Here is a 23739-nt window from a genome sequence, read left to right on the forward strand (position 1 = left end):
GCTGCATCACGATGTGGCGAACGCAGACTGGAGCGGGAACGGATGATCCGAGGTTTGCACCAAATCTTTACGGTATAAATCACGTAATTTGAGAAACAGCCTTCCAATTTCTGCAACAATGCCGTTGCGATTCTGGCAAAGCGCCACTTGTCAAACCGGCCAAAAAGATGAAAGTTACCGTATTGACGCGCAGGAGGCCGCAAGAATGGATCGGCTCACCGAACTTGAGGTGTTCACCAGGATCGCGGAGGAGGCCAATCTGACACGGGCGGCGGACAGCCTTGGCATGTCGGTGTCCGGCGTCAGTCGGCATTTGACCAGCCTGGAAAACCGCCTAGGCGTGCGTCTGGTCCAGCGCACGACCCGACAGCTTTACCTGACACCGGAGGGTGAAAGCTTCGCCGCCAGCGCACGGGACATCCTGGCCAATCTGCGCGAGGCCGAGGCCAGCGTCAGCGTGGTGGTGGCGCAGCCGCGCGGCACCCTGCGCATCGGCGCATCCCTGTCCTTTTCGATGCTGCACCTGACGCCCGTCATCCAGGCGTTCAAGGCGCAATATCCGCTGGTCCGCATCGATCTTCAGGTGTCCAACCGCTATTATGATCTGGTGGAAAACGGCCTTGACCTGGCCATCCGGACCCGCCGGTCGGAGGTGGACAGCAGCGTCACCATCCGCAAGCTCGCCGAAACCCGGCGGCTGATCGCCGCGTCACCGGCCTATCTGGACCGCCGGGGAACGCCGGCCGAGCCAAAGGATTTGGCGGCGCATGATCTTCTGCTCTATTCCCTGGCCAACGACCCGGATCACCTGAATCTGGCGCGCAACGGCGAGGTGGTCCGCATCCCCGTCACCGGGGAATTGGTGTGCAACGATGGCCAGATCCTGCGGCAAGCGGCCTTGGAGGGGTTGGGCATCCTCATTCAACCGGCCTACATCCTGCACGCCGACCTGAAGGCGGGCCGACTGGTCCGCGTTCTGCCGGACTGGGAGTTGCCGCGCCTCGTCATGAATCTGGTCTTTCCGTCCCGCACCCACCTGCCCGCCCGAACCCGGCTGTTCATCAACGCCCTGGTCGAGCATTTCGCCCAAAACAACTTCGAGGCCGAGTGGGAGGCCCTGACCTGACCATCACCTGACCGACACCTGACCACCGCACGCCCCCGCCGCACACCGCTTCGGTTGGCGCAGACGTGCGATGGCGGAACCGTTACGGCTGCATCAGAACCGATTTGGACGGGTAATGCGATGCCCAGGTCGGCGGCAGCGGGGCCACGAAGACATTTTCCGTCCGGGTGCGTGTGAGGCGCCATTTGCCATCCGGTTCCTTGCGGAACCCGTTGTTCAGGCGCGAAGACCGCAGCAGCGCCGTCCCGTCCGAGAACAGCCAGGGCTGCATGTGGACCCATTGGGCATCGGCGGTGCGGCCATCCTCATGAACATGAATCTGTTCGGAAGTCAGGTAATGGCAGTTGAGGATGAGCGCCGGATCGCGGCGGCTGCCCCAGAAATTCTGAAAATGCTGGCGCAGCGCCGCCTTGCCTTCCAAGCGGCCAAACTGGTTGGTGTAATACTCCCCAACCCCCTCCCAGACCGCATCTTCCGTGTACAGTTCCAGAATGAGTTCGATGCGCTGCTGATCGTCAACCACACCGAATTCGGGAATGGGCGTGTCGCACAGGAACATGTAGCGGGCCTCAACCCGACGGATGTCGGCTTCGGCTTCCAAAATTTCGATGCGTCGAACCAACGCCGCAATATCAGTCGCGTGTGTCATGGCTGTGATCGTCACCTTTCCGGGAAGGATTCCCGGCGGGGGGCTGCGTGGCGCGCGCAACCGTCGGGATCGCGATCACGGTACCGGGCGGTGGCGGATGGTCAAGCGGTAATATTCACGTAAATTCTCCCCACCCCGGCGGCTTTTGGAAAAATGCGTGCGAATCCGAAGGCTTCGCAGATGCGGGCCAGCTTGGCAGCATTTGAAAAGGACTTTTGCGAGCATCGCAAAAGCATTGCGTGAAAAATCATGTTATTGTCACGTTTGACACACAGCCAAACGCCTCGCGCTCAACGACCGGAATCGCGCCTCATCCGCCTGTGAAAGGCGGCGCACCCTGCTTGCGTCTCAAATTAAGCCATTGATACAAAAGAATTATTTTTCTGATTGCTCCACAAATGATATTGACGATTACCCAAATTACGGTAATTTTCACGCAATAGACCGCAGCGCGGCCCAATCCCCCCGATCTCACCGGAACGGACAGCCATGACACAGGCGCAAGACATTCACGGGTCGATCTTCACGGAAACCCTCGATCTGGGTTCCGCGCAGGGGCTGACGGTCGCGGTCAAGGATTGCATCGACATCGCCGGGCATCCCACACGCTGCGGCTCCGCCGCCTTTGACAACGCGCCACCGGCGCGGCAGCACGCCACCGTCATTGCCCATCTGCTCGCGTCGGGTTGCCGGATCGTTGGCAAAACCACGATGCATGAGTTGGCCTACGGCATGACCGGGATCAACGCCCATGCGGGAACCCCGGTGAATCCGCGATGGCCCTACCTCATTCCCGGCGGCTCCTCCTCCGGATCGGCGGTTGCGGTGGCCGCCGGGCTGGTCGATGCCGCCATCGGCACCGACACCGGCGGGTCCATCCGCCAACCGGCGGTGTGCTGCGGTGTGATCGGCCTGAAACCGACCTTCGGCCGCATCGACCGCTCCGGTGCCTCGCCAAGCCGAAGCTCGCTCGACTGCATCGGGCCGCTGGCCCGCCGCATGGACAGGCTGGAGCAGGCGATGGCGGCCATGGATCCCAGTTTCGTCCCCGCCCCCCGTCTCGACACGCCCCCGCGCGTCGCGCGTCTGCGCCTTGCCAACGGCCATCCACCTGCGGCGTGGAGCGATCCGCTGATCGGGCCGGACATCGCCGTGACTGATGTGGCGTTGCCACTGCTGGACGACGCGTTCCGGGCCGGAATGATCATCATCGCGCGGGAAACCCATTGGGCGTTCGGGCATCTGTTGGCGGAACACGCGCCGCTGGGAGAGGATGTGCTCGCCCGCCTGCGGACCGCCGCGACGGTGACGGACGATGATGTGGCCTGGGCCGAGGGCATCCGCACCCGCTTCACCGCCGAGGTGAACGCCGTCCTTCAAGACCATGACGGTCTGATCACCCCCGCCTTGCCAATCCCCCCGCCCAGACTGGACGAGGCGCAGGACCCGCAACGCGTTCTGCCGCTGACCCGCTATCTGCGCCCCTTCAACCTGTCGGGGCACCCCGCCATCGTTCTGCCGGCGACCGACGACGCCGGTCTTCCGACCGGACTCCACATCGTCGGGCGCGCGTTTGAGGACCCCCAGCTTTGCGCGGTTGCAAGCTGGTTCAGCGCGGCGGCTCCCACATTCCAGGCCAAGGACTAAGCCCATGAGCGCTTCCACAACCCCCGTCGCCGCAACCACGCTCGACAGCCTCAAAGCCGAGATCCGCGCGCGCCGGAACGACTTCCAGGCGCTGCGCCACATCCCCATGGACATCGTGCGCAAGTTTCAGGAGGTTGGGGTCTACCGCGCCTTCGTTCCCACCCGTTTTGGCGGCGATGCACGATCACCGGCGGAGTTCTGCCGCCTGATCGAGGAGATTTCCACGGCGGACGCATCGGCGGGATGGGTGGCCAGCTTCGGCGTCTCCACCACCTACCTCGCCGCCCTGCCAAAGGACACCTACGCGGCGATCTATGGGACGGATCCCGACACCGTGTTCGCCGGGGCGATGTACCCGCCGCAGGCCACCCGCAAGGTGGCAGGGGGGCTGGAACTGTCGGGCCGCTGGCCCTGGTGTTCGGGCGTCATGGGGGCCTCGCTCGTTGGCGCGGGCATCAAGGTGGACGGGGAAAGCAGCCCTCTTCCCCGCACCGCCGTGACCCCACGCGCCAACGTGACGGTTCACGAGACGTGGGACACCATCGGCCTGCGCGCCACCGGCAGCCACGAGGTGACGGCGGATCGGGTTGTGGTTCCCGAAGATTGGGTGTTCATCCGGGGCGGCGCGCCATCAATGGACGACGCCATCTTCCGCTACCCGGCGATGGCGCTCGCGGCCCAGGTTCTCGCCGTGGTCGCGCTGGGCACGGCGCGGGCGGCGCTGGACTGGTTGCGGGACGACGCGGTGGGCCGCGCCTCGATCACCGGCGCGCCCAGCCCCGCCGAGCGCGGCTATGTCCAGACGGGCTTCGCCCGTGCCGAAGGTCTGCTGCTCGGTGCCCGCGCGGCCTTCTATGACGCCATCGAACAGGGGTGGGAGCAGATGCTGACCAAGGGCGAGGTGGATCGGGCCACGTTGATCCGCCTGCGCCAGGTCGCCTCGAAAGCCGCCGAGGATGGGGCCGAAGCCGCCCGCCTCGCCTTCGTGCTGGGCGGGTCGGACTCCATGAACAGCAGCCACCCGCTGGGGCGCTGCATGATCGACGCCGCGTGCGTGGCCCAGCACGCCTTCATCGGGGCCGGAAGCTGGCAGATGGCCGGGGCGGTTCTGTTGAACCAGCCCGCCGCCCCCGGCTTTCCCTGAGCCGCCGCCCGCTCTCCCCCCCCGCACACCACAACCTTCAAGCCAAGTGGATCCAGACGATGACGGACCCGAAGCCGATCCGCACCCTGTTGTGCATCGCCGTGCAACAGACTTTCTTCGACCTGCCCTTTGATCAGATCGGCCCGGTGTGGGCCGCGACCAAGCGGTTTCTCACCACCGTCCACACGATGCCCGGCGTCACGGTGCTCGGCACCTTCGATGACGACGAAACCATGGTCGGCACGTCGCCCACCGGTTTCCCCTGGACCTGCTACGTGATGGCGGATTTTCCCGATCGCGACGCGGTCGTGGCCGCCTGCAACCTGTTCCGCACGATCGAGGTCGGCGATCAGGGCCACCGCCTGTGGCGGTACATGCGGGTCGAAGCCCGCTTGGGCCGTCCGCTGCCCGCCCCTGAACTCTGATCCCACGCGGCAAGCCCGAAAGGACTCCCCCATGTCTGTCGCCAACGCGCCGGTTCGACCGGAAGAGCTTGTTGAGCATGATCGGGTGCAAACCCCCCTGTACGAAGACGCCGCCCTTTTCGAAGAGGAAATGGACAAGATTTTCGGGCGCACCTGGGTGTTCGTCGCCCATGGTTCGGAAGTGCCGGAAAAGGGGTCCTTCATTCTGTCCTGGGTTGGCCGCCAGCCGGTGATCGTGGTGCGCGACCGCAAGGGCGACATCAACGTCCTGGTCAACCGCTGCCGTCACCGCGCCGCCACGGTGTGCGAGGTGAAGAAGGGCAAGACCTCCTCCTTCCAATGCCCGTATCATGGTTGGGGTTACGGTTTGGATGGCTCCCTGCGCGCCGTGCCCTACCCCGAACAATATGGCGAGGATTTCGACAAGGCGTCGCTGGGAATGAAGGCCCTGCGCACCGAATCCTACCAGAACATGATTTTCGCCACGCTTGCCCCCGAGATCGAACCGCTGGTCGATTTCCTCGGCCCAGCGACGAAATGGATTGACCTGTTCATGAAACAGGGCGGCGGCTATCCGGTCAAGGTGCTGGGCGAGCATCAGTTCACCGTGCCGATGAACTGGAAAATCCAGCTCGAAAACACCACGGACGCCTATCACTTCCCGGTCGTGCACAAGTCCTTCATCCAGACGTTGGACGCGGAAGCCACCAACACCTTCTCCTTCTTCGACAAGGAGGGCTTTGTCGAGGATCTCGGCAACGGTCATTCGGTGGCGGTCATGATCCCCGAACTGATCGACCTCGACGCCAATCTCGATGAGCCGATCCCCGAGCGTTATCAGGAGCTGGCGCAAACCCTGCGCGACGAGGGATTCAGCGAGGACAAGGTGCGCCGGATCGTGCGCGCCACCGGCGGGGCCGGTTTCAATCTGAACCTGTTCCCCAACGTCTCGCTGTCGCTGTCCTTCTTCCGCGTCCTGCGGCCGCTGAACGTGCGCGACACCGCGATCCGTCACGTCTGCCTGGGCATGGACGGCGGCCCCGTCGCCGCCAACCGGATGAAGATGCGCTTGCAGGAGCATTTCCAGGGTCCGATGGGCTTCGGCACCCCCGATGACGCCGAAGTCTGGGAACGGGTTCAGCGCGGCACGCTGGGCGGCAAGGAACTGCCGATCCTGGTGAACCGTGGGTTGGTGGACGAGGTGCCGGGCACCGATGGGCCGCGTGGGCATTTCAGCGCGGAAACCGGGATGCGCGCCGCCTACCAGATGTGGAAGAGGATGATGAGCCGATGAGCACGATCACCATGAGCGACACCCGCGTCAGCCTGCACGAGTTGGCTGAGTTCGTCTGGCGCGAGGCCGAGATCCTCGACCGTTGCGAGTATGACGCCTGGCTGGCGCTGTGGACCACAGACGGGCGTTACGTCGTGCCGATGGCCCCCGGCGAGGATTACGAGGACCAGCTCAACATCTGTTTCGACGACGCCAAGATGCGCAAGCTGCGGATCGAACGCTTCCAACAGGGGTTTTCCATTTCCTCGGCCCCCCCGGCCAACACCGTCCGCACCGTTTCCCGCTTTGTCCTGCACAGCGCGACGGAGGAGGAGATCATCCTGCGTTGCGCCGAGCATGTCATTGAAAACAAGTTCGGTCGCCAGCGCGTTTATGCGGCGAATCTCACCTACACGCTGGTGCGCGTCGATGGCGCGCTGCGCATCCGCCACAAGGTGGCGCGGCTGCTCAATTCGGATGGGGAGCTGACGGCGTTCAGCTATCTGTTCTGATGGCCGCCCCGCATCCTGAAACCCTTCAGACGGCCGTGGTGACGGGCGGCGCGAGCGGCCTGGGCGCGCTCACCGTCAAGGCGCTGCACCGCGCGGGCTTCCGCGTCGTCATCACCGACCTGATTTCCGCCCCCGCCGAACGGTTGGCGCAAGAGCTGGATCTGGCCGGGGAAACCGCCATGGCGGCCACGCTGGATGTGTCCAAGCCCGAGGATTTTCAACGGGTCCTGGACCGCTGTGTCGAACGTTGGGGAAGCGTCGAGGTGTTGGTCAACAACGCCGCCCGCACCGTGGTGAAACCGGTGTTGGACATCGGGCTGGACGAGTTCAACGCCGTGATGGCGACCAACGCCGGCGGAACCTTCGCCGGGTGTCAGATCTTTGGCCGCCATTTCAAACAGCGCGGTTATGGCCGCCTCATCAACATGGCGTCCCTGGCCGGGCAGAACGGCGGCACCGCGACGGGCGCGCATTACGCCGCCTCGAAGGGGGCCATCCTGACCTTGACCAAGGTGTTCGCCCGCGATCTGGCCCCGTTCGGCGTCACCTGCAACGCCATCGCGCCGGGGCCGATGGACACCCCGGCGGTTCGCGCGGTGCTCACGCCCGACCGGTTGCCGATGGCGCTGGCTGGGATCCCGGTCGGGACGCTGGGCAACCCGGACTTCGTCGCCGATCTCGTCACGCTTCTGGCCAAGCCGGACTCCGGTTTCGTCACCGGGGCCTGCTGGGACGTCAACGGGGGGATTTACATGCGATGAACGACACGCCCAAGCACACCCTGACCGTCATCGAACGGATCGAGGAACCGGGCAACATCCTGCGGGTGAAGCTCGCCGCAGCGGATGGCGCGCCGTTGCCCCCCTTTACGGCGGGCGCGCACATCGATGTCCGGTTGCAGGACGGCGATCTGGATCTGTGGCGTCAATATTCGCTCTGCTCCGATCCGGCCCAGACCGATCATTACGAAATCGGCGTCCTGCGCGCCCCGAACAGCCGGGGCGGGTCCGAAGCGCTGCACCGGCTGGCCGTGGTGGGCGCGCGCTTCACGATTGACGGTCCCCGCAACCATTTCGCCCTGACCGAAGACGCCGCACAGACGGTTCTGTTTGGCGGCGGAATCGGGATCACCCCGATGCTGGCCATGGCCCAACGGCTGCACCGGCTGGGCCGCGATTTTGTCGTGCATTACTGCACCCGATCCGACAGCGCCACCGCGTTCCGCGACGTGATCGCCGTCGCCCCTTGGGCGGATCGGGTGGTGTTCCACCACGACGATCGGGATCCGGCGCAGCGGCTGGATCCCGCCCGCGACCTGCCGCCGCCAAGCGCCGACACCCATCTCTACGTCTGCGGCCCGGCGGGATTCATGGAGTGGGTGATCGGCGCGGCGACCACGGCAGGCCATGCCCCCGGCAACATCCACCGCGAGTATTTTTCCGCCGAGGTCGATGTTTCGGGCGACCGCTTCGAAGTGACGGCGCGGCGCTCCGGCGTCACCGTCAGCGTTGGGCCGGAGGACACCATCGCCAAGGCGCTGGCCCGGGTCGGCGTGTCGATCACGGTCAAATGCGAAGAGGGCGTCTGCGGCACCTGCGTGACCGACATTCTGGACGGCACACCGGACCACCGCGACCGGTTCCTGACGGACGAGGAGCGCGCGGAGGGCACAATGCTGTGCGTTTGCTGCTCCCGCGCGCGGTCCAAAACCCTGATTCTGGACATCTGAAGAGGAAGCGCCATGACCACCCCCTCCCCCGCCCTGCCGCCCGAAGCGCTGGCCTTTCGCGGCGGCATGAGCCGCCTTGGCGCTGCCGTAAACCTTGTCACCACCGATGGCCCGTCCGGTCGGCACGGGTTGACCGTGTCCGCCGTCTGTTCGGTGACGGACAGCCCGCCCACCCTGCTGGTGTGCATCAACAGCAACGCCTTTTCCCACGACGCGTTCCTGGACAACGGAGTCTTGTGCGTGAACGTGCTGAACAGCGCTCACACGGAGTTGTCCCGCGCCTTTGCCCGCTGGACCGGGGAAGACCGCTTCGCCAAGGCGACCTGGATCACCCGCGACACCGGTGCCCCGGTGCTGTCCGACGCGTCGGCGTCCTTCGATTGCCGGATCGTCGATCACCAACGCAAAGGCACACACAGCGTGCTGTTTTGCGAGGTCCGCTCCACCACCCTCAGCGACGGTCCCGACGAGGGGCTGATCTGGTTCGGCCGGGGGTTCCACACGCTGAAGGCGGCGGAATGAGCCGGTCACATCTCCCCAAGCTGGTTGAACACCTTTTGCAGAAGGGTGTTGAGCGTGGCGATGTCCTCCGGCGGGATGTCGAGAAAGGAGCTGGCCAGAATGCGGTCCGCCTCGACCATGGCGAGTTGGCGCATCCGATCCCCGTGCGGCGTCAGGCTGACCTCCGTCGCCCGCGCGTCCACCGGGCTGGTCCGTGTCACCACCAACCCATCGGCCAGCATCCGCTGCACGATCTTCGTGGCCGTGTTGAGTTTCAACACGCTGAACTCCGCAATTTCGGAGACGCTCAGATGCTCGTCCTCGTGCAGGGACATCAACACGCGCCAACGCGGCATGTCGAGGTTGATCGGCTTCAACCGCGTTTCCAGAACCTGCACGTAGCGCGCGTTCACGCGGGAAATCCAATAGAACGGCCAATTCCGCCGCATGCGCTTTCGGGTGAATTTGCCGCCATCCTCGACGGGGATCTCGGGGAGGATCTCGGCGGGGGCCTCGGGGGTCGCCCCTGGATCAGACTTGGTCATGCAATGCCCTTCATCAGAAACGCCGCTGTTCGCGGCAAGCACCTGGGGCGCGCTCTTCGGTCACGCGCACGGCTTCCACGCACAATCAAAGCCTGAATAAACGAAACGGAACGAGGAGGCAAGTCTGATAATAAGCATTATGCTTAAAGAATGGACACAGATCACAGAATAAATCACCATCACATTTCAACACACAGTCCGAATATTTTATTTAGACACAGGAGTAAAGATATATTATTATGGCGCGGCTTTTATTTATCTTAAATTTTATGTCGTGAGCTGTTGCATCTTTTTATTCTTTTACCGATCAACGACCTCCGAGTCCGTGCGAACAGGGCACTTGGCAAACGGCGGCGATTCGGTGGACGGCTGAAGGTGCATTCAAAACAACAACCGCACCTTTTGATCGCACATCGCGCGAACAGAGACTTCCGGACACCCTCGACAGGGAGACAAGACAGTTATGCGCCTCTTCAACACGATGATGGGAATCGCCTGCGCGCTGGGACTCGGCGCGTTGGCCGCGACGGCGTTGGCGGCGGACCCGGTGAAGGTGGGATCCGTCCTGTCCTTGACCGGCGGGGCGTCGAGCTTGGGGGATCCCGAGCTGAAGACCCTGGAAATGATGGTCGAACAGACCAACAAGGCGGGCGGCCTCCTGGGCCGTCCGGTTGCCTTGGTCCATTACGACGATGGCAGCGAACCCGGCAAGGCCAACGTCCTGGTCAAGCGCCTGATCGAAGACGACAAGGTGGACATGCTGATCGGCGGAACCACGACCGGGGCCAGCATGGCGATGTACCCGCTGATCGAACGGGCGCAGATCCCGTTCATCTCGCTGGCCGGTGCCCTGGTGATCGTTGAGCCGGTCAAACACTGGATGTTCAAGGCCGCCCACCATGACCGGATGGTTGGTCAGCGGGTGATGCTGGACATGAAGGCGAAGGGTTACAAAACCATCGCCATGCTGTCGGACACCAGCGGCTTCGGGCAATCCGCCCGCAAGGAGATGCAGAACGTCGCCCAGAAGGTTGGCATCACCATCGCGGTGGATGAGACGTTCAACCCCAAGGACACGGACGTCACCGCCCAATTGGCCAAGATCAAGAACACCCCCAACGTCCAGGCCCTGTTCGTCGTCACCTTCGGGCAAGGGGCGGTGGTCGTCACCAAGAACGTCGCGCAGCTGGGCATCGATCTGCCGCATTACCAGACCTCCGGCGTGGCGACGCGGGAGTACATCCGCCTGTCGGGTCCGGCCGCCGAAGGGGTGCGGCTGCCCGCCCCCGTGCTGATGGTCGCCGCCGAACTGCCCGACAGCGACCCGCAAAAGCAGCTCTCCATTGATTACGTCGAGGAGTATGAGGCCCGCTACAAAACCGATGTGTCCTCGTTCGGAGCCTACGCGCGCGACGCCTGGTTCATCTGGACGAACGCGGTGAAGCAGGCCAAGAGCTTTGACAAGGTCAAGATTCGCGAGTTCATCGAGAACACGGCGGGCCTTCCCGGCACATCCGGCATCATCAACATGACCCCACAGGACCATCTGGGCCTGGATGTCTCCGGTTTGAAGATCGTCACGATCAAGAACGGCAATTTCGTGATCGCGAACTGACGCGCTGCCGCCGCCCTCCCCCGTGCGCGGGCAAGTGGACGGCGGCACACCGCCGAGAGGAGACAGGCTCCATGCTGTCAGAGCTTCTTCAATTCATTCTGTCCGGCGTGACGCTGGGCGCGATGTACACGCTGTCGGCGCTTGGGTTTTCGATGATCTACAACGCCAGCGGCGTCATCAACTTCGCCCAGGGCGAGTTCATCATGGTGGGTGGGATGGCGGCCTCCTTTCTGTCGGCGACGGGCGTGCCCTTGCCGATGGCCTGCGTCGCCGGGGTGATGATCGCGGGGCTGGTCGGGGGCCTGGTCGAACGGTGGGCGGTTGCCCCGGCGCGCGACGCCGAGGTCGCCAGCGTCATCATCATCACCATCGGCGTGTCGATGATCCTGCGGGGGTTGACGGAAATCCTGCTGGGCAAGCGCCCCCACGCCCTGCCCCATTTTTCCGGCGAAGCGCCGATCACGGTCCTTGGGGCCACCATCCTGCCGCAAAGCCTGTGGGTGCTGGTGGTCGGCGCGTTGATCGTGCTGGGGCTGAATCTGTTCTTCGGCCGCACCCGCATCGGCAAAGGGGTGCTGGCGACCGCCTACGACCGCCTGGCCGCGCAACTGGTGGGGGTGGACGTGCGTCGGGTGTTGACGCTCAGCTTCGTGCTGTCGGCGGGCATCGGGGCTGTGGGCGGGGTGCTCATCACGCCGATTTCAACGGTGGCCTACGACACCGGCATGATGCTGGGGCTGAAAGGATTCGTCGCGGCGACGCTGGGCGGGTTGGGCAGCGGGCCGGGCGCTGTGGCTGGCGGGCTGTTCCTTGGCCTGATCGAGGCGTTGACCGCCGGTTACATCTCCTCCGCCTACAAGGATGCGGTCCCCTTCGTGCTGGTGTTCATCGTTCTGGTGCTGCGCCCGCAAGGGCTGCTGGGCACCAAACCGACGGATCGGATCTGACCCATGACGCAGATTTCCCAATCACCCGCGCCGCGCGCCGCCCGGTCCAACACCGGACGTTTCATCGGTCTGGCGACGCTGACCACGGTTGTGGCGCTGCTGCCGCTGGCGCTGCCCAACGCCTTTTACGTCGATGTGGCGATCCGCATCGCCATCCTGGCGGTGAACGGCATCGCGCTCAATCTGCTGATGGGCTACACCGGGCAAATCAGCCTGGGCCATGCGGGCTTTTTTGGTTTGGGGGCCTATGGGTCCGCCGTGCTGACCGCACATTTCGGCTGGTCGCCCCTGTGGGCGCTGCTGGCCGCCGCCGCGATGACGGCGGTGATCGCCTGGGGCGTGGCGCGCGTCATCCTGCGCCTGCGCGGCCATTATCTGGCCATGGCCACCTTGGGGCTTGGCATCATCATCTCGATCGTCCTGAGCAACGAAACGGCGTGGACCGGTGGTCCCGACGGCATGGCGGTGGACAGCTTCAGCCTGTTCGGCGTCCCCCTGTCCGGGGAGCGGCGCTGGTACTGGGTGTTTGGCGGGCTGCTGATCGGCACCGTGATCCTGGCGCAGAACCTCATCGATTCCCCCGCCGGGCGGGCGTTGCAGGCGCTGCACGGATCGGAAACCGCCGCGTCTGTGGCGGGCATCGATGTGGGACGCCGCAAGGTCGGCGTGTTCGTTCTCTCGGCCACAGTCGCGGCGGTGATGGGCAGCCTGTCGGCGCACTATGCCGGTTACATCAACCCAGGCATCGCGGGCTTTCTGCAATCGGTGGAGCTGGTCATCATCGTGGTGCTGGGCGGGATGGCCTCGATCTACGGGTCGATTTTCGGGGCGGTGGTCATGGGGCTGCTGCCGCAACTCCTGGCCGGGTACGAAGGGTGGGATTCGGTCCTGTTCGGCCTGATCATGGTGGTGACGATGATCGTCCTGCCGCGCGGCGTCGTGCCCAGCCTGACCGCGCGCCTGCGCTCCACCCGCTTTGGAACCAAGGGGAACGCGCCATGCTGACGGTTGCCAATCTGTCCAAACAGTTCGGCGGGGTTCACGCGGTCCAGGATGTGAGCTTCACCATTCCGCAGGGCTGCGTCTATTCGGTGATCGGTCCGAACGGCGCTGGCAAGACGACGCTGTTCAACCTGATTTCCGGTCTGTACACCCCGACCTCCGGCAGCATCCGGTTCGAAGGGCAGGACATCAGCGGGCAGGCCCCGGACCGGCTGGCCAGACGGGGTATGAGCCGCACCTTTCAAAACCTGCAAATCTGCAAGAACCTCAGCGCCATCGACAATGTGATGGTCGGCGCGCATCTGACCCTGAACGCCAGCATGTTCGCGGGCATGTTCCGCTGGCCGGGCCTGGCCCGCGCCGACCGGGCTTGCCGCGAGCGGGCCGCCGCGCTGATGGAACGGGTGGGGTGTGGGGACTTCATCACCGCTGACGCCGCCGCCATGCCCTATGGTGCCCTGAAGCGGTTGGAGATCGCCCGCGCCTTGGCCTCCGACCCGAAGATCCTGTTTTTGGACGAACCGGCGGCGGGGTTGAACCACACCGAAACCCACAGCGTTCAAACGCTGGTGGCGGAGCTGGCCCGGTCCGGCTTGACCGTGGTGGTGGTCGAGCATGACATGAAGCTGGTGATGAGCGTGTCAGACCGCATTCTGGTTCTGAATTATGGCCGTCGTCTGGCCGAGGGAACCCCCGCCGACATTCGCGAAAACCCGGATGTGATCGCCGCCTATCTGGGTGCCGACACCGAGGAGGAATGATCCCCATGCGCGCGCTTGCCATCATCGCGGCGGAACACCGCAACATGCGTCTGGTCGCCGGGGCCTTGTCGGTTCTGGGCGACCGCTTCGCCACCGGTTCGGCCGACGAGGCCAGCCTCCACACCGTCGAACTGGTCGCCGACTATTTCGAGGCTTACGGCGACCACTGCCATCACGCCCGCGAAACCGACGTGCTGTTCGCGCGGATGCGCGCGCGCAGCGATCAGGGAACGGCGATGCTCGACCGCCTCGACCAGGAGCATCAGGGCGCGCACCGCCACCTTGCCCGGTTGCGCCATTTCGCCAGCAACCCCAACCGTTATGACGTCAAAAATCTGACCGATCTGGCCGCCGAGATCCGTCATTTCCGCCAGCATCTGGACGATCATTTGCGGGTTGAGGAGGAGGACTGCTTCCCCCTGGCCAGCGCGGTGCTGACCGCCGAGGATTGGACGGCGATCGACGCCGCCTTCGCCGCCCGCAGCGACCCGCTGGATCACGCCGATCCGGCGGAAACCGTGGCACTCCTGCGCGCCCGGATCACGCAATTGCTGCCGTCGCCGGAAGGATTCGGGGCGCGGACCGACCACGCCCCCATCGCCCTGAAACCGCCCTCCGCCCCCGGCGAGGCGCTGCTGGCGGTGGATGGGCTGACCAGCGCCTACAGCCGCATCCAGGTGCTGCATGGCGTGTCCATCCAGGTGGCGGCGGGGCAATTGGTGGCGTTGGTCGGTGCCAACGGCGCGGGAAAGACCACCCTGCTGCGCTGCATCTCCGGGGTGCAGCCCGTCACCGCCGGGTCGGTCCGGATGCAGGGAAAGCCGATCACGGACGCCCGCCCGGACGCGCGGGTGCGGGCCGGTCTGTGCCAGGTGCCGGAGGGGCGGCATGTGTTCGCCCCGATGACCATCGAGGACAATCTGCGGATGGGGGCCTACACCCGCCCGACCGACGAGATCCGTGAGCGTTTGGAGGAGGTGTTCACCCTCTTTCCGATCCTGCGCGAACGGCGCGACCAACCCGCCGGCGTCCTGTCGGGAGGGCAGCAGCAGATGGTCGCCTTGGGCCGCGCCCTGATGGGAAAACCCACACTCCTGCTGCTCGACGAGCCGAGCATGGGGCTGGCGCCGCTGATCGTCGCCGACATCTTCCGCATCGTCCGCATGCTGCGGGACGCGGGCATGACCATTCTGCTGGTGGAGCAGAACGCGCGGGCGGCGCTGTCCATCGCCGATCACGCCTATGTCATGGAATCCGGGCGGATTGCCTTGCAGGGACCGGGCCGGGATTTGCTGAAGAACGATGAGGTCCGGCGCGCGTATCTTGGCATGTAGCCGCCGGGGGGCTGCTTTCGGGGACGCCGTGGGCGGACGAATTTGATATGGATGGTCAACCAGCCGCAGGTCCCGAACGACGCCCACAACCGATACCCACAACCGATGCCGAAGACCACGCCCCCCGACGAAGAACCCAAGATCTGGGCGATGGTGACGCAAAGCCTGATCGACGCGTTGAAGGCGCGCGGCTGCGCGCCCGATGCGCTGCTCGACCGCTTCGGGCTGTCAGAGACGACGCCGCTGGATCCCTATCGGGACATTCCCCTGCGCCAGTATGTGGCGGCGTTCGAAGCGGCGGCGGCCTATGTCGGCGACAGCCATTTCGGTTTGTCCATCGCACGGAATCTGTCGCCGCTGACGCTTGGCCCGGTCGGGCTGCTCTTCACCAGCGCCCCCACCCTGGGCGCGGCCTTGACAGGATTCATCGATTACAATTGGCTGGTTCAGCAGGGCACAAGTTGCCGCATGACGCGCGACGGCGACACGTGTGTGTTTCGATACCGCATTGAGGACAAAAGAATCTTTCCACGTCGCCACGACGCCGAATTCTCGCTGGCCATTGTGGTGGAGATGATGCGATCGCGGGCCGGGGCCGCGTGGCGGCCGTTGGAGGTTCATTTCGAACACGCAGCCCCGGCCAATCTGCAACCCCACAACGCCTTTTTCAAAGCCCCGCTGTACTTCAACCAACCCGCCAACGAATTGATGTTCCCGGTCAAGGATCTGGCCTTGTCCGGCAACGGCGGGGACCACAGGGTCTATGGCATTGTGGAGCATTATCTCGGGATGCTGCGCGAACGGGCCGTGCCCGCGCGGTCGGTGGAGGACAAGGTCCGCCGCATGGCCTCCGACCATTTTCCGGGTGACGGTTGTTTCAACATGACGTCCACGGCGCAATCCTTGGGCCTGTCGACCAGCACCCTGCAACGCGCCTTGCGCAAATCCGGCGGCAGTTTTTCAACGATCAAGCAGGACAAGCGGCGCGCTCTGACGGAGAATTACCTCGTCGATTCCGATCTTTCGATAACGGAAATCGCCCATGTTCTCGGTTACGCGGACGGAGCCTGCTTCACCCGCGCCTGCCGCCGTTGGTTCGGCATGACGCCGTCCATGTACCGCAAGCAGCAGCAGGCTGCCCGCCGGTCATCGGACGCAACGATCCCAACGCCAACCACCTGACCAGGCAAGCGCCCCCACCCTCCCCATCACGGTGATGCCCCCTCGCGGTTGGCGAAATCGCGGTCGCACGTCCGCTCGCTGGCACGATGAACGGGCAACACAAAATCGACATGTGACCTGAAATATCAAAAGAATGATTTGTTCGATCAAGCGGTTTCGGTCCATTTCCCAAATCTTGATTGGGCGGATGATCTGTCGGCGGCCTCAGCAGTGAAGCGGCTATCCGGTTTGCCGCAGCAGCACCAACCGCAACAATTCATGAAAAAACCAAAGAGGTTTCCGCCATCGGAAACTTCGGATTCGCTGAAACGATCAACACTCGCATCGGATTTCTTGGCTTTCTTCCCAACATCACTCCCACGCCATCAGGAAAGACAATCACCATGAGCGACCTGCCCAAGATCGATTTCCTCTATCTTTCGGAACAGGACATGATCAAAGCGGGCGTGACCGATATGGCCGCGTGCGTGGACACGATGGAGGATATGTTTGTCCTGCTTCACACCGGCGATTACCGGATGGCGGGGGCAAACAACGACTCCCACGGTGCCATGATCGTCTTCCCGGAACAGTCGCCGTTTCCGAACATGCCAAAACCCACAGCGGACCGGCGTTTCATGGCGATGCCCGCCTATCTCGGCGGCCAATACTGCACCGCCGGCATGAAATGGTATGGCTCCAACATTGCCAATCGCGACAAAGGTCTGCCCCGCTCCATTCTGATGTTCACGCTGAACGACGCCGACACCGGGGCACCGCTGGCTCACATGTCGGCCAACCTGCTGTCCGCCTATCGGACGGGCGCGGTTCCCGGTGTCGGCGCGCGTCATTTGGCCCGCAAGGGGTCCAAGGTCGTCGGTGTTTACGGTCCCGGCGTCATGGCCAAGACTTCGCTGGCGGCGTTCATGGCAACCTGTCCGAACATCGACACCGTAAAGGTCCAGGGGCGCGGACAAAGGAGCCTCGACAGCTTCATATCCTGGGTGACGGAGACCTACCCGCAGATCACCACGGTCGAAATCGTTCACGACATCGAGCAGATCGTCCGTGGTTCCGACATCGTGACCTACTGCGCGTCCGGTGAGACCGGCGACGTTTCCAAATACCCGATGGTCAAGCGCGCGTGGGTCAAGCCGGGGGCCTTTCTGTCGATGCCGGCCTCCTGCGACATCGACGCGGGCATGGAACAGGCTGACGTCCGCAAGGTGATGGACAACATCGGCCTCTACGAGGCGTGGTTCGAGGAACTGCCCAAACCCGCTCACGTCCATGTTCCGGTGATCGGCGTGCGCTTCATGGACATGATCCACGAAGGCAAAATGAGCCGCGACGCCCTGGAGGATCTCGGCGCGATCTGCGCCGGTGCCAAGCCCGGCCGCCAGAACGACGAGGAAATCATCATCCTGTCGGTGGGCGGCATGCCTGTCGAAGACGTGGCGTGGGGCACGGTGGTCTACCGGAACGCCGTTGCCAAGGGCATCGGCGTCACGCTGAACCTGTGGGACACCCCGGTCCTGCGCTGACGTCGGCGGATCGCTGCCGCGTCCTGGCCAATGGCGCAGCCCTGCCATCCCCCACACCCACATCCCGGCGGATCGCCCGGTCCGCCCCTGCCTCGGGACGACACCCAATGGTGAAAATCGTAAAGGTCAAATCCGGCAACAAGCTGGAAGAAACCAGCAGCTACTCGCGCATCGTCATGGTCGATGATTGGATCTTTGTGTCCAACACGGCGGGCCGGAATCCCCTCACCAAGGACATCCCGGCGGACGTGAGCGAACAAACCCGTCAGGTGTTCGCAAACATCGAACGCGCGCTTCAGGGGGTCAACGCCAGCCTGGCCGACGTGATTTCGACGCGGGTCTTCATCCAGAATCCGGAGGACACACCGACGGTCATGGGCATCTTCGGCAACGTCTTCCGCAACGTTGATCCCACGACAACGGTGACATGCCCACCCCTCGGCTCCTCCGTCTACAAGGTCGAGATCGAGGTCACGGCCTACCGTGGCAGCGGTCAGGCAGAGGTGGAACGCCTCACCCTCTCGCCCTGATGGGCTGTCGCCCGCCGTCCCATTCAGCCGCCATCCCATCAAGGACACCGCCCATGGCCCCGGTCATTTCTCCCGTCCAGACATCCACGGCGATGCCGAAATCCACAACCGTTGTCGTGATCGGCGGGGGAATCGTCGGTCTGGTCACGGCGCTCACCCTGGCGGAGCGCGGTGTTCCGGTGGTGGTGCTGGAAAAGGGGCGGCTGGCGGGGGAACAATCGTCCCGCAACCTCGGCTGGGTGCGCAAAACCTCGCGTTCAGTCGCCGATTTGCCGATGGCTCTGGAATCGGATCGCCTGTGGAACGCCATGGCCACCCGCGTTGGAGAGGATGTCGGGTATCGGCCGGCGGGAATCATGTTCCTCGCCAAGACCGAGGCCGAGTTCAATGCTCATCGCCGTTGGATGACGGCGACGCAGGGGCTGTCGTTGGATTCCCGACTCGTCACACCGAAGGAGATCGACCATCTTGTTCCGGGCGGCACCGGGCAATGGGTGGGGGGCGTGCACACCCCATCGGATGGTCGTGCCGAACCCACCCTCGCCTCCAGCGCCATCGCCCGGGCGGCCTTGGCGAAGGGGGCGGTCATCCTGGAAAACTGCGCCGTCCGCACGCTGTCCCTGTCGGGCGGATCCGTGTGCGGCGTCGTGACGGAAAAGGGTGAAATCGCCTGCGATCAGGTGGTGCTTGCGGGCGGCCTCTGGTCGCGCCGCTTCCTGGGAAATCTGGGGGTCTTCCTGCCCACCCTGCCGCTGGAATGCTACGCGATCCGCACCGCCCCCATGGAAGGACCAACCGAGATCGCGGTTGGTGGCCCGAACTTCTCCTTCCGCAAGCGGATGGATGGTGGCTTCACCATCTGCCAACGCGGGGCGGTGGGATCGCCGCTCGTGCTCGATCACGCGCGGCTGGGACTGCGCTACCTCCCGATGTTCCGGGAAGGACGGCACCAGCTGCGCATCAGCTTCGGCAAGGCGTTTTTCGACGATCTGCGGTTGGCCCGCCGTTGGCGCGCGTCCGACACCACCCCCTTCGAAACGGTGCGGACCATGGATCCGCGCGTGAATCATGGCATCAACGCCGAAGCGATGGACAACATCCGTGCCGCATGGCCCACCTTTGCCGCCGCCAGGGTTGAACAGGTCTGGGGGGGCACGATGGACATCACACCGGACTCCTTGCCGGTGATCGATCATGTTGAACGGCTTCCCGGCCTGATCGTGGCCAGCGGTTTTTCCGGTCACGGTTTTGGCACCGCCCCCGCCGCCGGACAACTCGCCGCCGACCTTGTGACGGGAGAAAAACCGATCGTGGACCCGACACCCTATCGGCTCGGGCGCCTGCAATAGGACTTCGTGGTTTGAGGTGATGTGGTGGACGCCCCTTCCACTCTCCTGGTTCGGTGGCAAGCCGATGCTGTCGGAGAAACCACGTCAGAAGGGCCGTCGATGGGGACCAGTTCAACCTCGTCGGCATAATGCGAAGCGCGTCACGCTTGCATTCAGCCGTAATCTTGCCATGCCTCGCTCGAACCGTCAGAACCTCCATCAACCCCACATTTGAGGGTGATGCCTCTCCACTTTTCCAGGGCAACTCCATTTTGACCTTGCTCTGATCCACCATAAGCCCGTCGCCCACAGCGGACGACGGGCTTTCCATAGGTCAGTGTCAGGAAGCGGCCCCCGCCAAGGCCGGTTCGCCCAGCGCGGCGAACAGCTCGGAATCCGTGCCCACATCGGCGTTGGGCGTGGTCAGCAGACGGTCGCCGTAGAACAGGGAATTGGCCCCGGCGACCAGACACAGGATCTGCGCCTCGCGGTTGAGGCTGGAGCGGCCAGCGGACAGGCGCACCACCGATGTCGGCAGGACAAGACGGGTCGCCGCCACCATCCGCACCAATTCCAACGGGTCGATGGGGGGACGGTCGGCCAACGGCGTTCCGGCCACCGGAACCAGCGCGTTGATCGGCACGCTTTCGGGATGCGGATCCATCGCGGACAGAACATGCAGCATGGCCGCCCGGTCCCGAACCGTCTCGCCCATGCCGATGATGCCGCCGCAGCACAGATCGATGCCGAAGGACCGGACGATGGCCAGCGTCTCCAGCCGATCCGCGTAGGTCCGGGTGGTGACGATCTGCCCGTAAAACTCCGGGCTGGTGTCGAGATTGTGGTTGTAAGCGGTCAGACCGGCGGCGGCGAGCCGCTCGGCTTGATGCGGTTTGAGCATGCCCAGCGTGACGCACGCCTCCATGCCCAGCGCCCGCACGCCCTTCACCATGGCGAGGACGGCGTCGAACTCCGCGCCGTCGCGCACCTGCCGCCACGCCGCCCCCATGCAGAACCGCTCGGCCCCCGCCGCCTGGGCGGTCGCGGCCAGCGCCACCACCTGATCCGGGTTCATCAACCGGTCGCGGGTCAGATCGACCTCGCTGTGATGGGCCGATTGCGGGCAATAGGCGCAGTTCTCCGGGCAGCCGCCGGTCTTGATCGACAGCAGGCTTGCCCTCTGCACCCGGTTCGGGTCGTGGTGCTGGCGATGCACCGCGTTGGCCCGCCCGACCAGTTCCAGCAACGGCAGGGTGAGCAGGGTGGTGATGCCGTCGATGGTCCAGTCGCGTCGGATCGTTCCATCCACCGCCGTCACGACCGAATACCCTTGACCCAGCCGCGCAGCCCCGGCAGCAGCGCCCCGCCCACCGCGACGACGCCGATCTTCAGCAGGTCGCCCAGCAGGAACGGCGCGACACCAACCGCCAGAAGCCGGTCCACCGGCACGAAGACGGCCAGCCACGCCACGCCGAACAGATACACCAGCGCCAACCCGGCCAGCATCGCGCCGACCCGACCGACAAAACCCGCGCCGCGCGCCAACGCCCCCACCACCCCGGCGGCGGCGAGATAGCCCAGCAGATAGCCGCCCGTCGGCCCGACCATGTAGGCGAGGCCGACGCCGCGTTCCGGCGAACCGGAGAAGACCGGCAGCCCGACGGCCCCGCTCGCCAGATAGGTCAACAGGATCGAAACGGCGACGCGCGGCCCGAAGGCCACGGCCAGAGCCATCACGGCCAGGGTGTGCAGAGTCATCGGCACCGGCCAAAACGGGATCTGCGTCTTGGCGGCGAGCGTCACCAGGGCGGTGCCCGCCAGAACGGTCAGAACCGTCCGGGCAAGCCGGGCCTGCGGGCTTTCAAGCGCCCTTGCGGTGGTGGGGTGTGCGATGGCGTGGGGCATGTGGTGTTTCCTTCGGCGAGAAATTATAGATAATTTTGAATTTCTATCGCTAAAGAAAGACACGGATGTCCAATCTTGGCAACAGCCCGCTGCGCCAACGCCCCCACCACGCCCGCCCGGGCGACCCAATGCTTTGATTTATCGAGGCTTCCGACCGACCCATTGAACATGCCGGGCCAGCACGGACGCGGCGACGTCCAGCTTTCCCGCCCGCAGGGCGTCGAGAATCGCCCGGTGGTCCCGGTCCGTCGGCGCGTCCCATTCGGCCCGCCATCCCGAAAACAGGAAACGGGCGCTGGCCATGTGCAGATCGGCAATCGACGCCAGCAGCCGGGGCATGCCGCAGGGGTTGAGAATCAGACGATGGAAGTTGCGGTTGGCGTCCTCCCACGCCTGGACGTCGCCCGCCTTGTCCCCGGCCCGGGTCGCCTCCTCCGCCGCGTCCAGAATGGCCGGGGTCAGATGCGGCGCGGCGTGGCGCAGCGCCAACACCTCCAAGGCGGCCCGCATCTCGGCCACCTCCTTGACATCCGCCATGCTGAAGCTGGCGACCCGCACCCCCCGGCGCGGTTCGCTGACCACCAGCCCTTGCGCCTCCAGCCGCCGGAACGCCTCGCGCACCGGCACATGGCTGGCCCCGAACTCCTCGGCGATGTGATCCTGGCCAAGCCGGGATCCCGGCTCCAGAGTTCCGGCGATGATGCGGTCGGCAAGCGCCTTGCCGATGCGCGCGGCGATGGTGTCGTCTTTCGATTTCGTCATGTTTTATAGATAATTCCAACGGGCGGCCTCGCCAAGCGTCCAAGCGCCTTGCGCTATAAAAACATTTCTTTAGTGTTATTATATTTTATATATTGACTTACCTACTAGTGTAATCGAGATTTCTGTGGGCGCGCCGTCGCCGACCGCGCAACATGACCGCCCCCTTGGGTGCCACCCTTTCGCGACAGCCCCTGACGATAAGGACGATTGCCATGGCGACTTCCGCCATCCGGTTTGGTGTTTGGGCACCGGTCCATGGTCCCCGCGCCGCATTGCAGGATCCCGCCGAACCGTTCGACGCCTCGTGGGAGCACAACCGCGCCGTGGTGCTGGAGGCCGAGGCCCTGGGGTTCGATTCCACCCTGGTGGCGCAGCACACGGTCAACCCGCATCTGCCCAACCATGACCAGCTCGAAACCTGGACCGCCGCCGCCGCCCTGGCGGCGCTGACCAGCCGGATCGAGATCATCGCCGCCATCAAGCCCTACATCCACCATCCGGTCTTTCTGGCCAAGATGGCGCTGCAAATCGAAAACATCAGCGGCGGGCGCTTCGGCCTCAATCTGGTCAACGCCTGGAACCGGGTGGAGTTTGAAAAGGCGGGCATCCCCTTTGGCGAGCATGACGACCGCTACGCCTATGGCCGGGAATGGATTTCCATCGTGTCACGCCTGATCGCCGGGGAACGCGTCACCCACCAGGGCGCGCAGTTCACCATCACCGATTACGCGCTGACCCCGAAGGATCTGTTCCGCCCGCGCCCGTCGATCTATGTCGGCGGCGAATCCGAGCCGGCCCGCGCGCTGGTCGCCGACCATGGCGACGTGTGGTTCATCAACGGCCAGCCGCTTGCCGACGTCGAGGCGCTGATCGCCGATCTGCGCCGTCGGCCCCGCGCGGGCGTGCCGCTGCGCTTCGGCCTGTCGGCCTTCGTCATCGCCCGCGACACGGAGGCCGAGGCCCAGGACTATTACGAGCATCTGCTGTCCCTGGCCGAGAAGGACGCGGACGTGCGCGCGGTCCAGCGCGGCAACTCCGATCCCAAGGTGGTGATGCACCAGACCATGGCAAAATCGGTGCGGGTCGGCAGCAACGGCGGAACCGCCGCCGGTCTGGTCGGCAGCCACGATCAGGTGGCCGAGCGCATCAAGGCGTTCCACGCCGCCGGGGTCGAGCTGTTCATGCTGCAATTCCAACCGTTGCGATCCGAACTGCGGCGCTTTGCCGCCGAAATCTTTCCGCGCGTCGGCAAAACGGTTCCAACCGACCGTCCCGCGCGCGCAGCCGCCGAATAGCCCG

Annotated in this window: 24 protein-coding genes; 19 read left to right on the forward strand and 5 right to left on the reverse strand. The window is 64.6% G+C overall.

Annotated features, from left to right (window positions below):
• Positions 1-205 precede the first annotated feature (205 nt).
• Positions 206-1126, forward strand: a complete 921-nt coding sequence (locus EJ903_RS15400; protein WP_126616986.1) for a LysR family transcriptional regulator — start codon at positions 206-208, stop codon at positions 1124-1126.
• 82 nt (positions 1127-1208) lie between these two features.
• Here the strand turns inward: EJ903_RS15400 and EJ903_RS15405 are convergent, their stop codons facing one another.
• Positions 1209-1775 (reverse strand): nuclear transport factor 2 family protein, encoded by a 567-nt coding sequence (locus tag EJ903_RS15405; RefSeq protein WP_126616988.1) that lies wholly within the window; start codon positions 1773-1775, stop codon positions 1209-1211.
• 489 nt (positions 1776-2264) lie between these two features.
• On the opposite strand from EJ903_RS15405, the gene EJ903_RS15410 reads away from it, so the two are divergent.
• From EJ903_RS15410 to EJ903_RS15445, 8 genes are read left to right on the forward strand one after another with little or no spacing between them, the layout of a single operon-like run.
• Positions 2265-3422 carry an amidase gene (locus EJ903_RS15410; RefSeq protein ID WP_126616990.1) on the forward strand — a complete coding sequence of 386 codons (1158 nt, stop codon included), beginning with the start codon at positions 2265-2267 and terminating at the stop codon, positions 3420-3422.
• 4 nt (positions 3423-3426) lie between these two features.
• Entirely contained in the window at positions 3427-4566 is a 1140-nt protein-coding gene (locus tag EJ903_RS15415; protein ID WP_126616992.1) for an acyl-CoA dehydrogenase family protein, read from the forward strand.
• Positions 4567-4625: 59 nt separating this feature from the next.
• Positions 4626-4991 (forward strand): hypothetical protein, encoded by a 366-nt coding sequence (locus EJ903_RS15420; RefSeq protein ID WP_126616993.1) that lies wholly within the window; start codon positions 4626-4628, stop codon positions 4989-4991.
• A 31-nt stretch (positions 4992-5022) separates the two neighbouring features.
• Positions 5023-6285: an aromatic ring-hydroxylating oxygenase subunit alpha gene (locus EJ903_RS15425; protein ID WP_126616995.1), complete on the forward strand. Its 1263-nt coding sequence runs from the start codon at positions 5023-5025 to the stop codon at positions 6283-6285.
• Positions 6282-6776, forward strand: coding sequence for an aromatic-ring-hydroxylating dioxygenase subunit beta (locus tag EJ903_RS15430; RefSeq protein WP_126616997.1), 495 nt, complete (start codon positions 6282-6284; stop codon positions 6774-6776). Before EJ903_RS15425 ends, EJ903_RS15430 begins: the two co-directional genes overlap by 4 nt.
• Positions 6776-7537, forward strand: a complete 762-nt coding sequence (locus EJ903_RS15435) for an SDR family NAD(P)-dependent oxidoreductase (RefSeq protein ID WP_126616999.1) — start codon at positions 6776-6778, stop codon at positions 7535-7537. Before EJ903_RS15430 ends, EJ903_RS15435 begins: the two co-directional genes overlap by 1 nt.
• A complete protein-coding gene (locus EJ903_RS15440; protein WP_126617001.1) occupies positions 7534-8505 on the forward strand; it encodes a PDR/VanB family oxidoreductase in 972 nt (323 codons plus the stop codon). The genes EJ903_RS15435 and EJ903_RS15440 overlap by 4 nt, the downstream gene beginning before the upstream one ends.
• A 12-nt stretch (positions 8506-8517) precedes the next feature.
• Positions 8518-9027, forward strand: coding sequence for a flavin reductase (locus EJ903_RS15445; protein ID WP_126617003.1), 510 nt, complete (start codon positions 8518-8520; stop codon positions 9025-9027).
• Between the two features lie 5 nt (positions 9028-9032).
• Here EJ903_RS15445 and EJ903_RS15450 read toward each other — a convergent pair whose 3' ends face one another.
• Positions 9033-9551, reverse strand: coding sequence for a MarR family winged helix-turn-helix transcriptional regulator (locus EJ903_RS15450; protein ID WP_126617005.1), 519 nt, complete (start codon positions 9549-9551; stop codon positions 9033-9035).
• 463 nt (positions 9552-10014) lie between these two features.
• Between EJ903_RS15450 and EJ903_RS15455 the strand changes: the two genes are divergently transcribed.
• From EJ903_RS15455 to EJ903_RS15495, 9 genes are all read left to right on the forward strand, one after another.
• Complete coding sequence (locus EJ903_RS15455) at positions 10015-11166, forward strand: ABC transporter substrate-binding protein (RefSeq protein WP_126617007.1); 1152 nt, start codon at positions 10015-10017, stop codon at positions 11164-11166.
• Positions 11167-11237: 71 nt separating this feature from the next.
• A complete protein-coding gene (locus EJ903_RS15460; RefSeq protein ID WP_126617009.1) occupies positions 11238-12113 on the forward strand; it encodes a branched-chain amino acid ABC transporter permease in 876 nt (291 codons plus the stop codon).
• Between the two features lie 3 nt (positions 12114-12116).
• Positions 12117-13118 (forward strand): branched-chain amino acid ABC transporter permease, encoded by a 1002-nt coding sequence (locus tag EJ903_RS15465; protein WP_126617010.1) that lies wholly within the window; start codon positions 12117-12119, stop codon positions 13116-13118.
• Positions 13112-13876, forward strand: coding sequence for an ABC transporter ATP-binding protein (locus tag EJ903_RS15470; protein WP_126617012.1), 765 nt, complete (start codon positions 13112-13114; stop codon positions 13874-13876). The genes EJ903_RS15465 and EJ903_RS15470 overlap by 7 nt, the downstream gene beginning before the upstream one ends.
• A 5-nt stretch (positions 13877-13881) precedes the next feature.
• Positions 13882-15210, forward strand: a complete 1329-nt coding sequence (locus tag EJ903_RS28110) for an ATP-binding cassette domain-containing protein (RefSeq protein WP_126617014.1) — start codon at positions 13882-13884, stop codon at positions 15208-15210.
• A 105-nt stretch (positions 15211-15315) separates the two neighbouring features.
• Positions 15316-16392: an AraC-like transcriptional regulator QhpR gene (gene qhpR / locus EJ903_RS15480; protein ID WP_246015616.1), complete on the forward strand. Its 1077-nt coding sequence runs from the start codon at positions 15316-15318 to the stop codon at positions 16390-16392.
• Between the two features lie 383 nt (positions 16393-16775).
• A complete protein-coding gene (locus EJ903_RS15485) occupies positions 16776-17915 on the forward strand; it encodes an ornithine cyclodeaminase family protein (protein WP_126617016.1) in 1140 nt (379 codons plus the stop codon).
• 107 nt (positions 17916-18022) lie between these two features.
• Positions 18023-18445: a Rid family hydrolase gene (locus EJ903_RS15490; RefSeq protein WP_126617018.1), complete on the forward strand. Its 423-nt coding sequence runs from the start codon at positions 18023-18025 to the stop codon at positions 18443-18445.
• 53 nt (positions 18446-18498) lie between these two features.
• Entirely contained in the window at positions 18499-19794 is a 1296-nt protein-coding gene (locus EJ903_RS15495; RefSeq protein WP_126617020.1) for an NAD(P)/FAD-dependent oxidoreductase, read from the forward strand.
• 319 nt (positions 19795-20113) lie between these two features.
• Here the strand turns inward: EJ903_RS15495 and bioB are convergent, their stop codons facing one another.
• The 3 genes from bioB to EJ903_RS15510 all read right to left on the reverse strand — a co-directional run bounded on the left by bioB (position 20114) and on the right by EJ903_RS15510 (position 22440).
• The gene (gene bioB, locus EJ903_RS15500) at positions 20114-21091 is read right to left on the reverse strand and encodes a biotin synthase BioB (RefSeq protein WP_126617022.1); all 978 of its coding nucleotides are present in this window, start codon (positions 21089-21091) and stop codon (positions 20114-20116) included.
• Positions 21088-21678 (reverse strand): biotin transporter BioY, encoded by a 591-nt coding sequence (locus tag EJ903_RS15505; RefSeq protein WP_126617024.1) that lies wholly within the window; start codon positions 21676-21678, stop codon positions 21088-21090. The genes bioB and EJ903_RS15505 overlap by 4 nt, the downstream gene beginning before the upstream one ends.
• 138 nt (positions 21679-21816) lie before the next feature.
• A complete protein-coding gene (locus EJ903_RS15510; RefSeq protein WP_126617026.1) occupies positions 21817-22440 on the reverse strand; it encodes a GntR family transcriptional regulator in 624 nt (207 codons plus the stop codon).
• Between the two features lie 212 nt (positions 22441-22652).
• Here EJ903_RS15510 and EJ903_RS15515 point away from each other — a divergent pair, with 212 nt between their 5' ends.
• Complete coding sequence (locus EJ903_RS15515) at positions 22653-23735, forward strand: LLM class flavin-dependent oxidoreductase (RefSeq protein ID WP_126617028.1); 1083 nt, start codon at positions 22653-22655, stop codon at positions 23733-23735.
• Positions 23736-23739: the final 4 nt, after the last annotated feature.

It is taken from the genome of Azospirillum griseum (assembly GCF_003966125.1).
Lineage (GTDB): Bacteria > Pseudomonadota > Alphaproteobacteria > Azospirillales > Azospirillaceae > Azospirillum > Azospirillum griseum.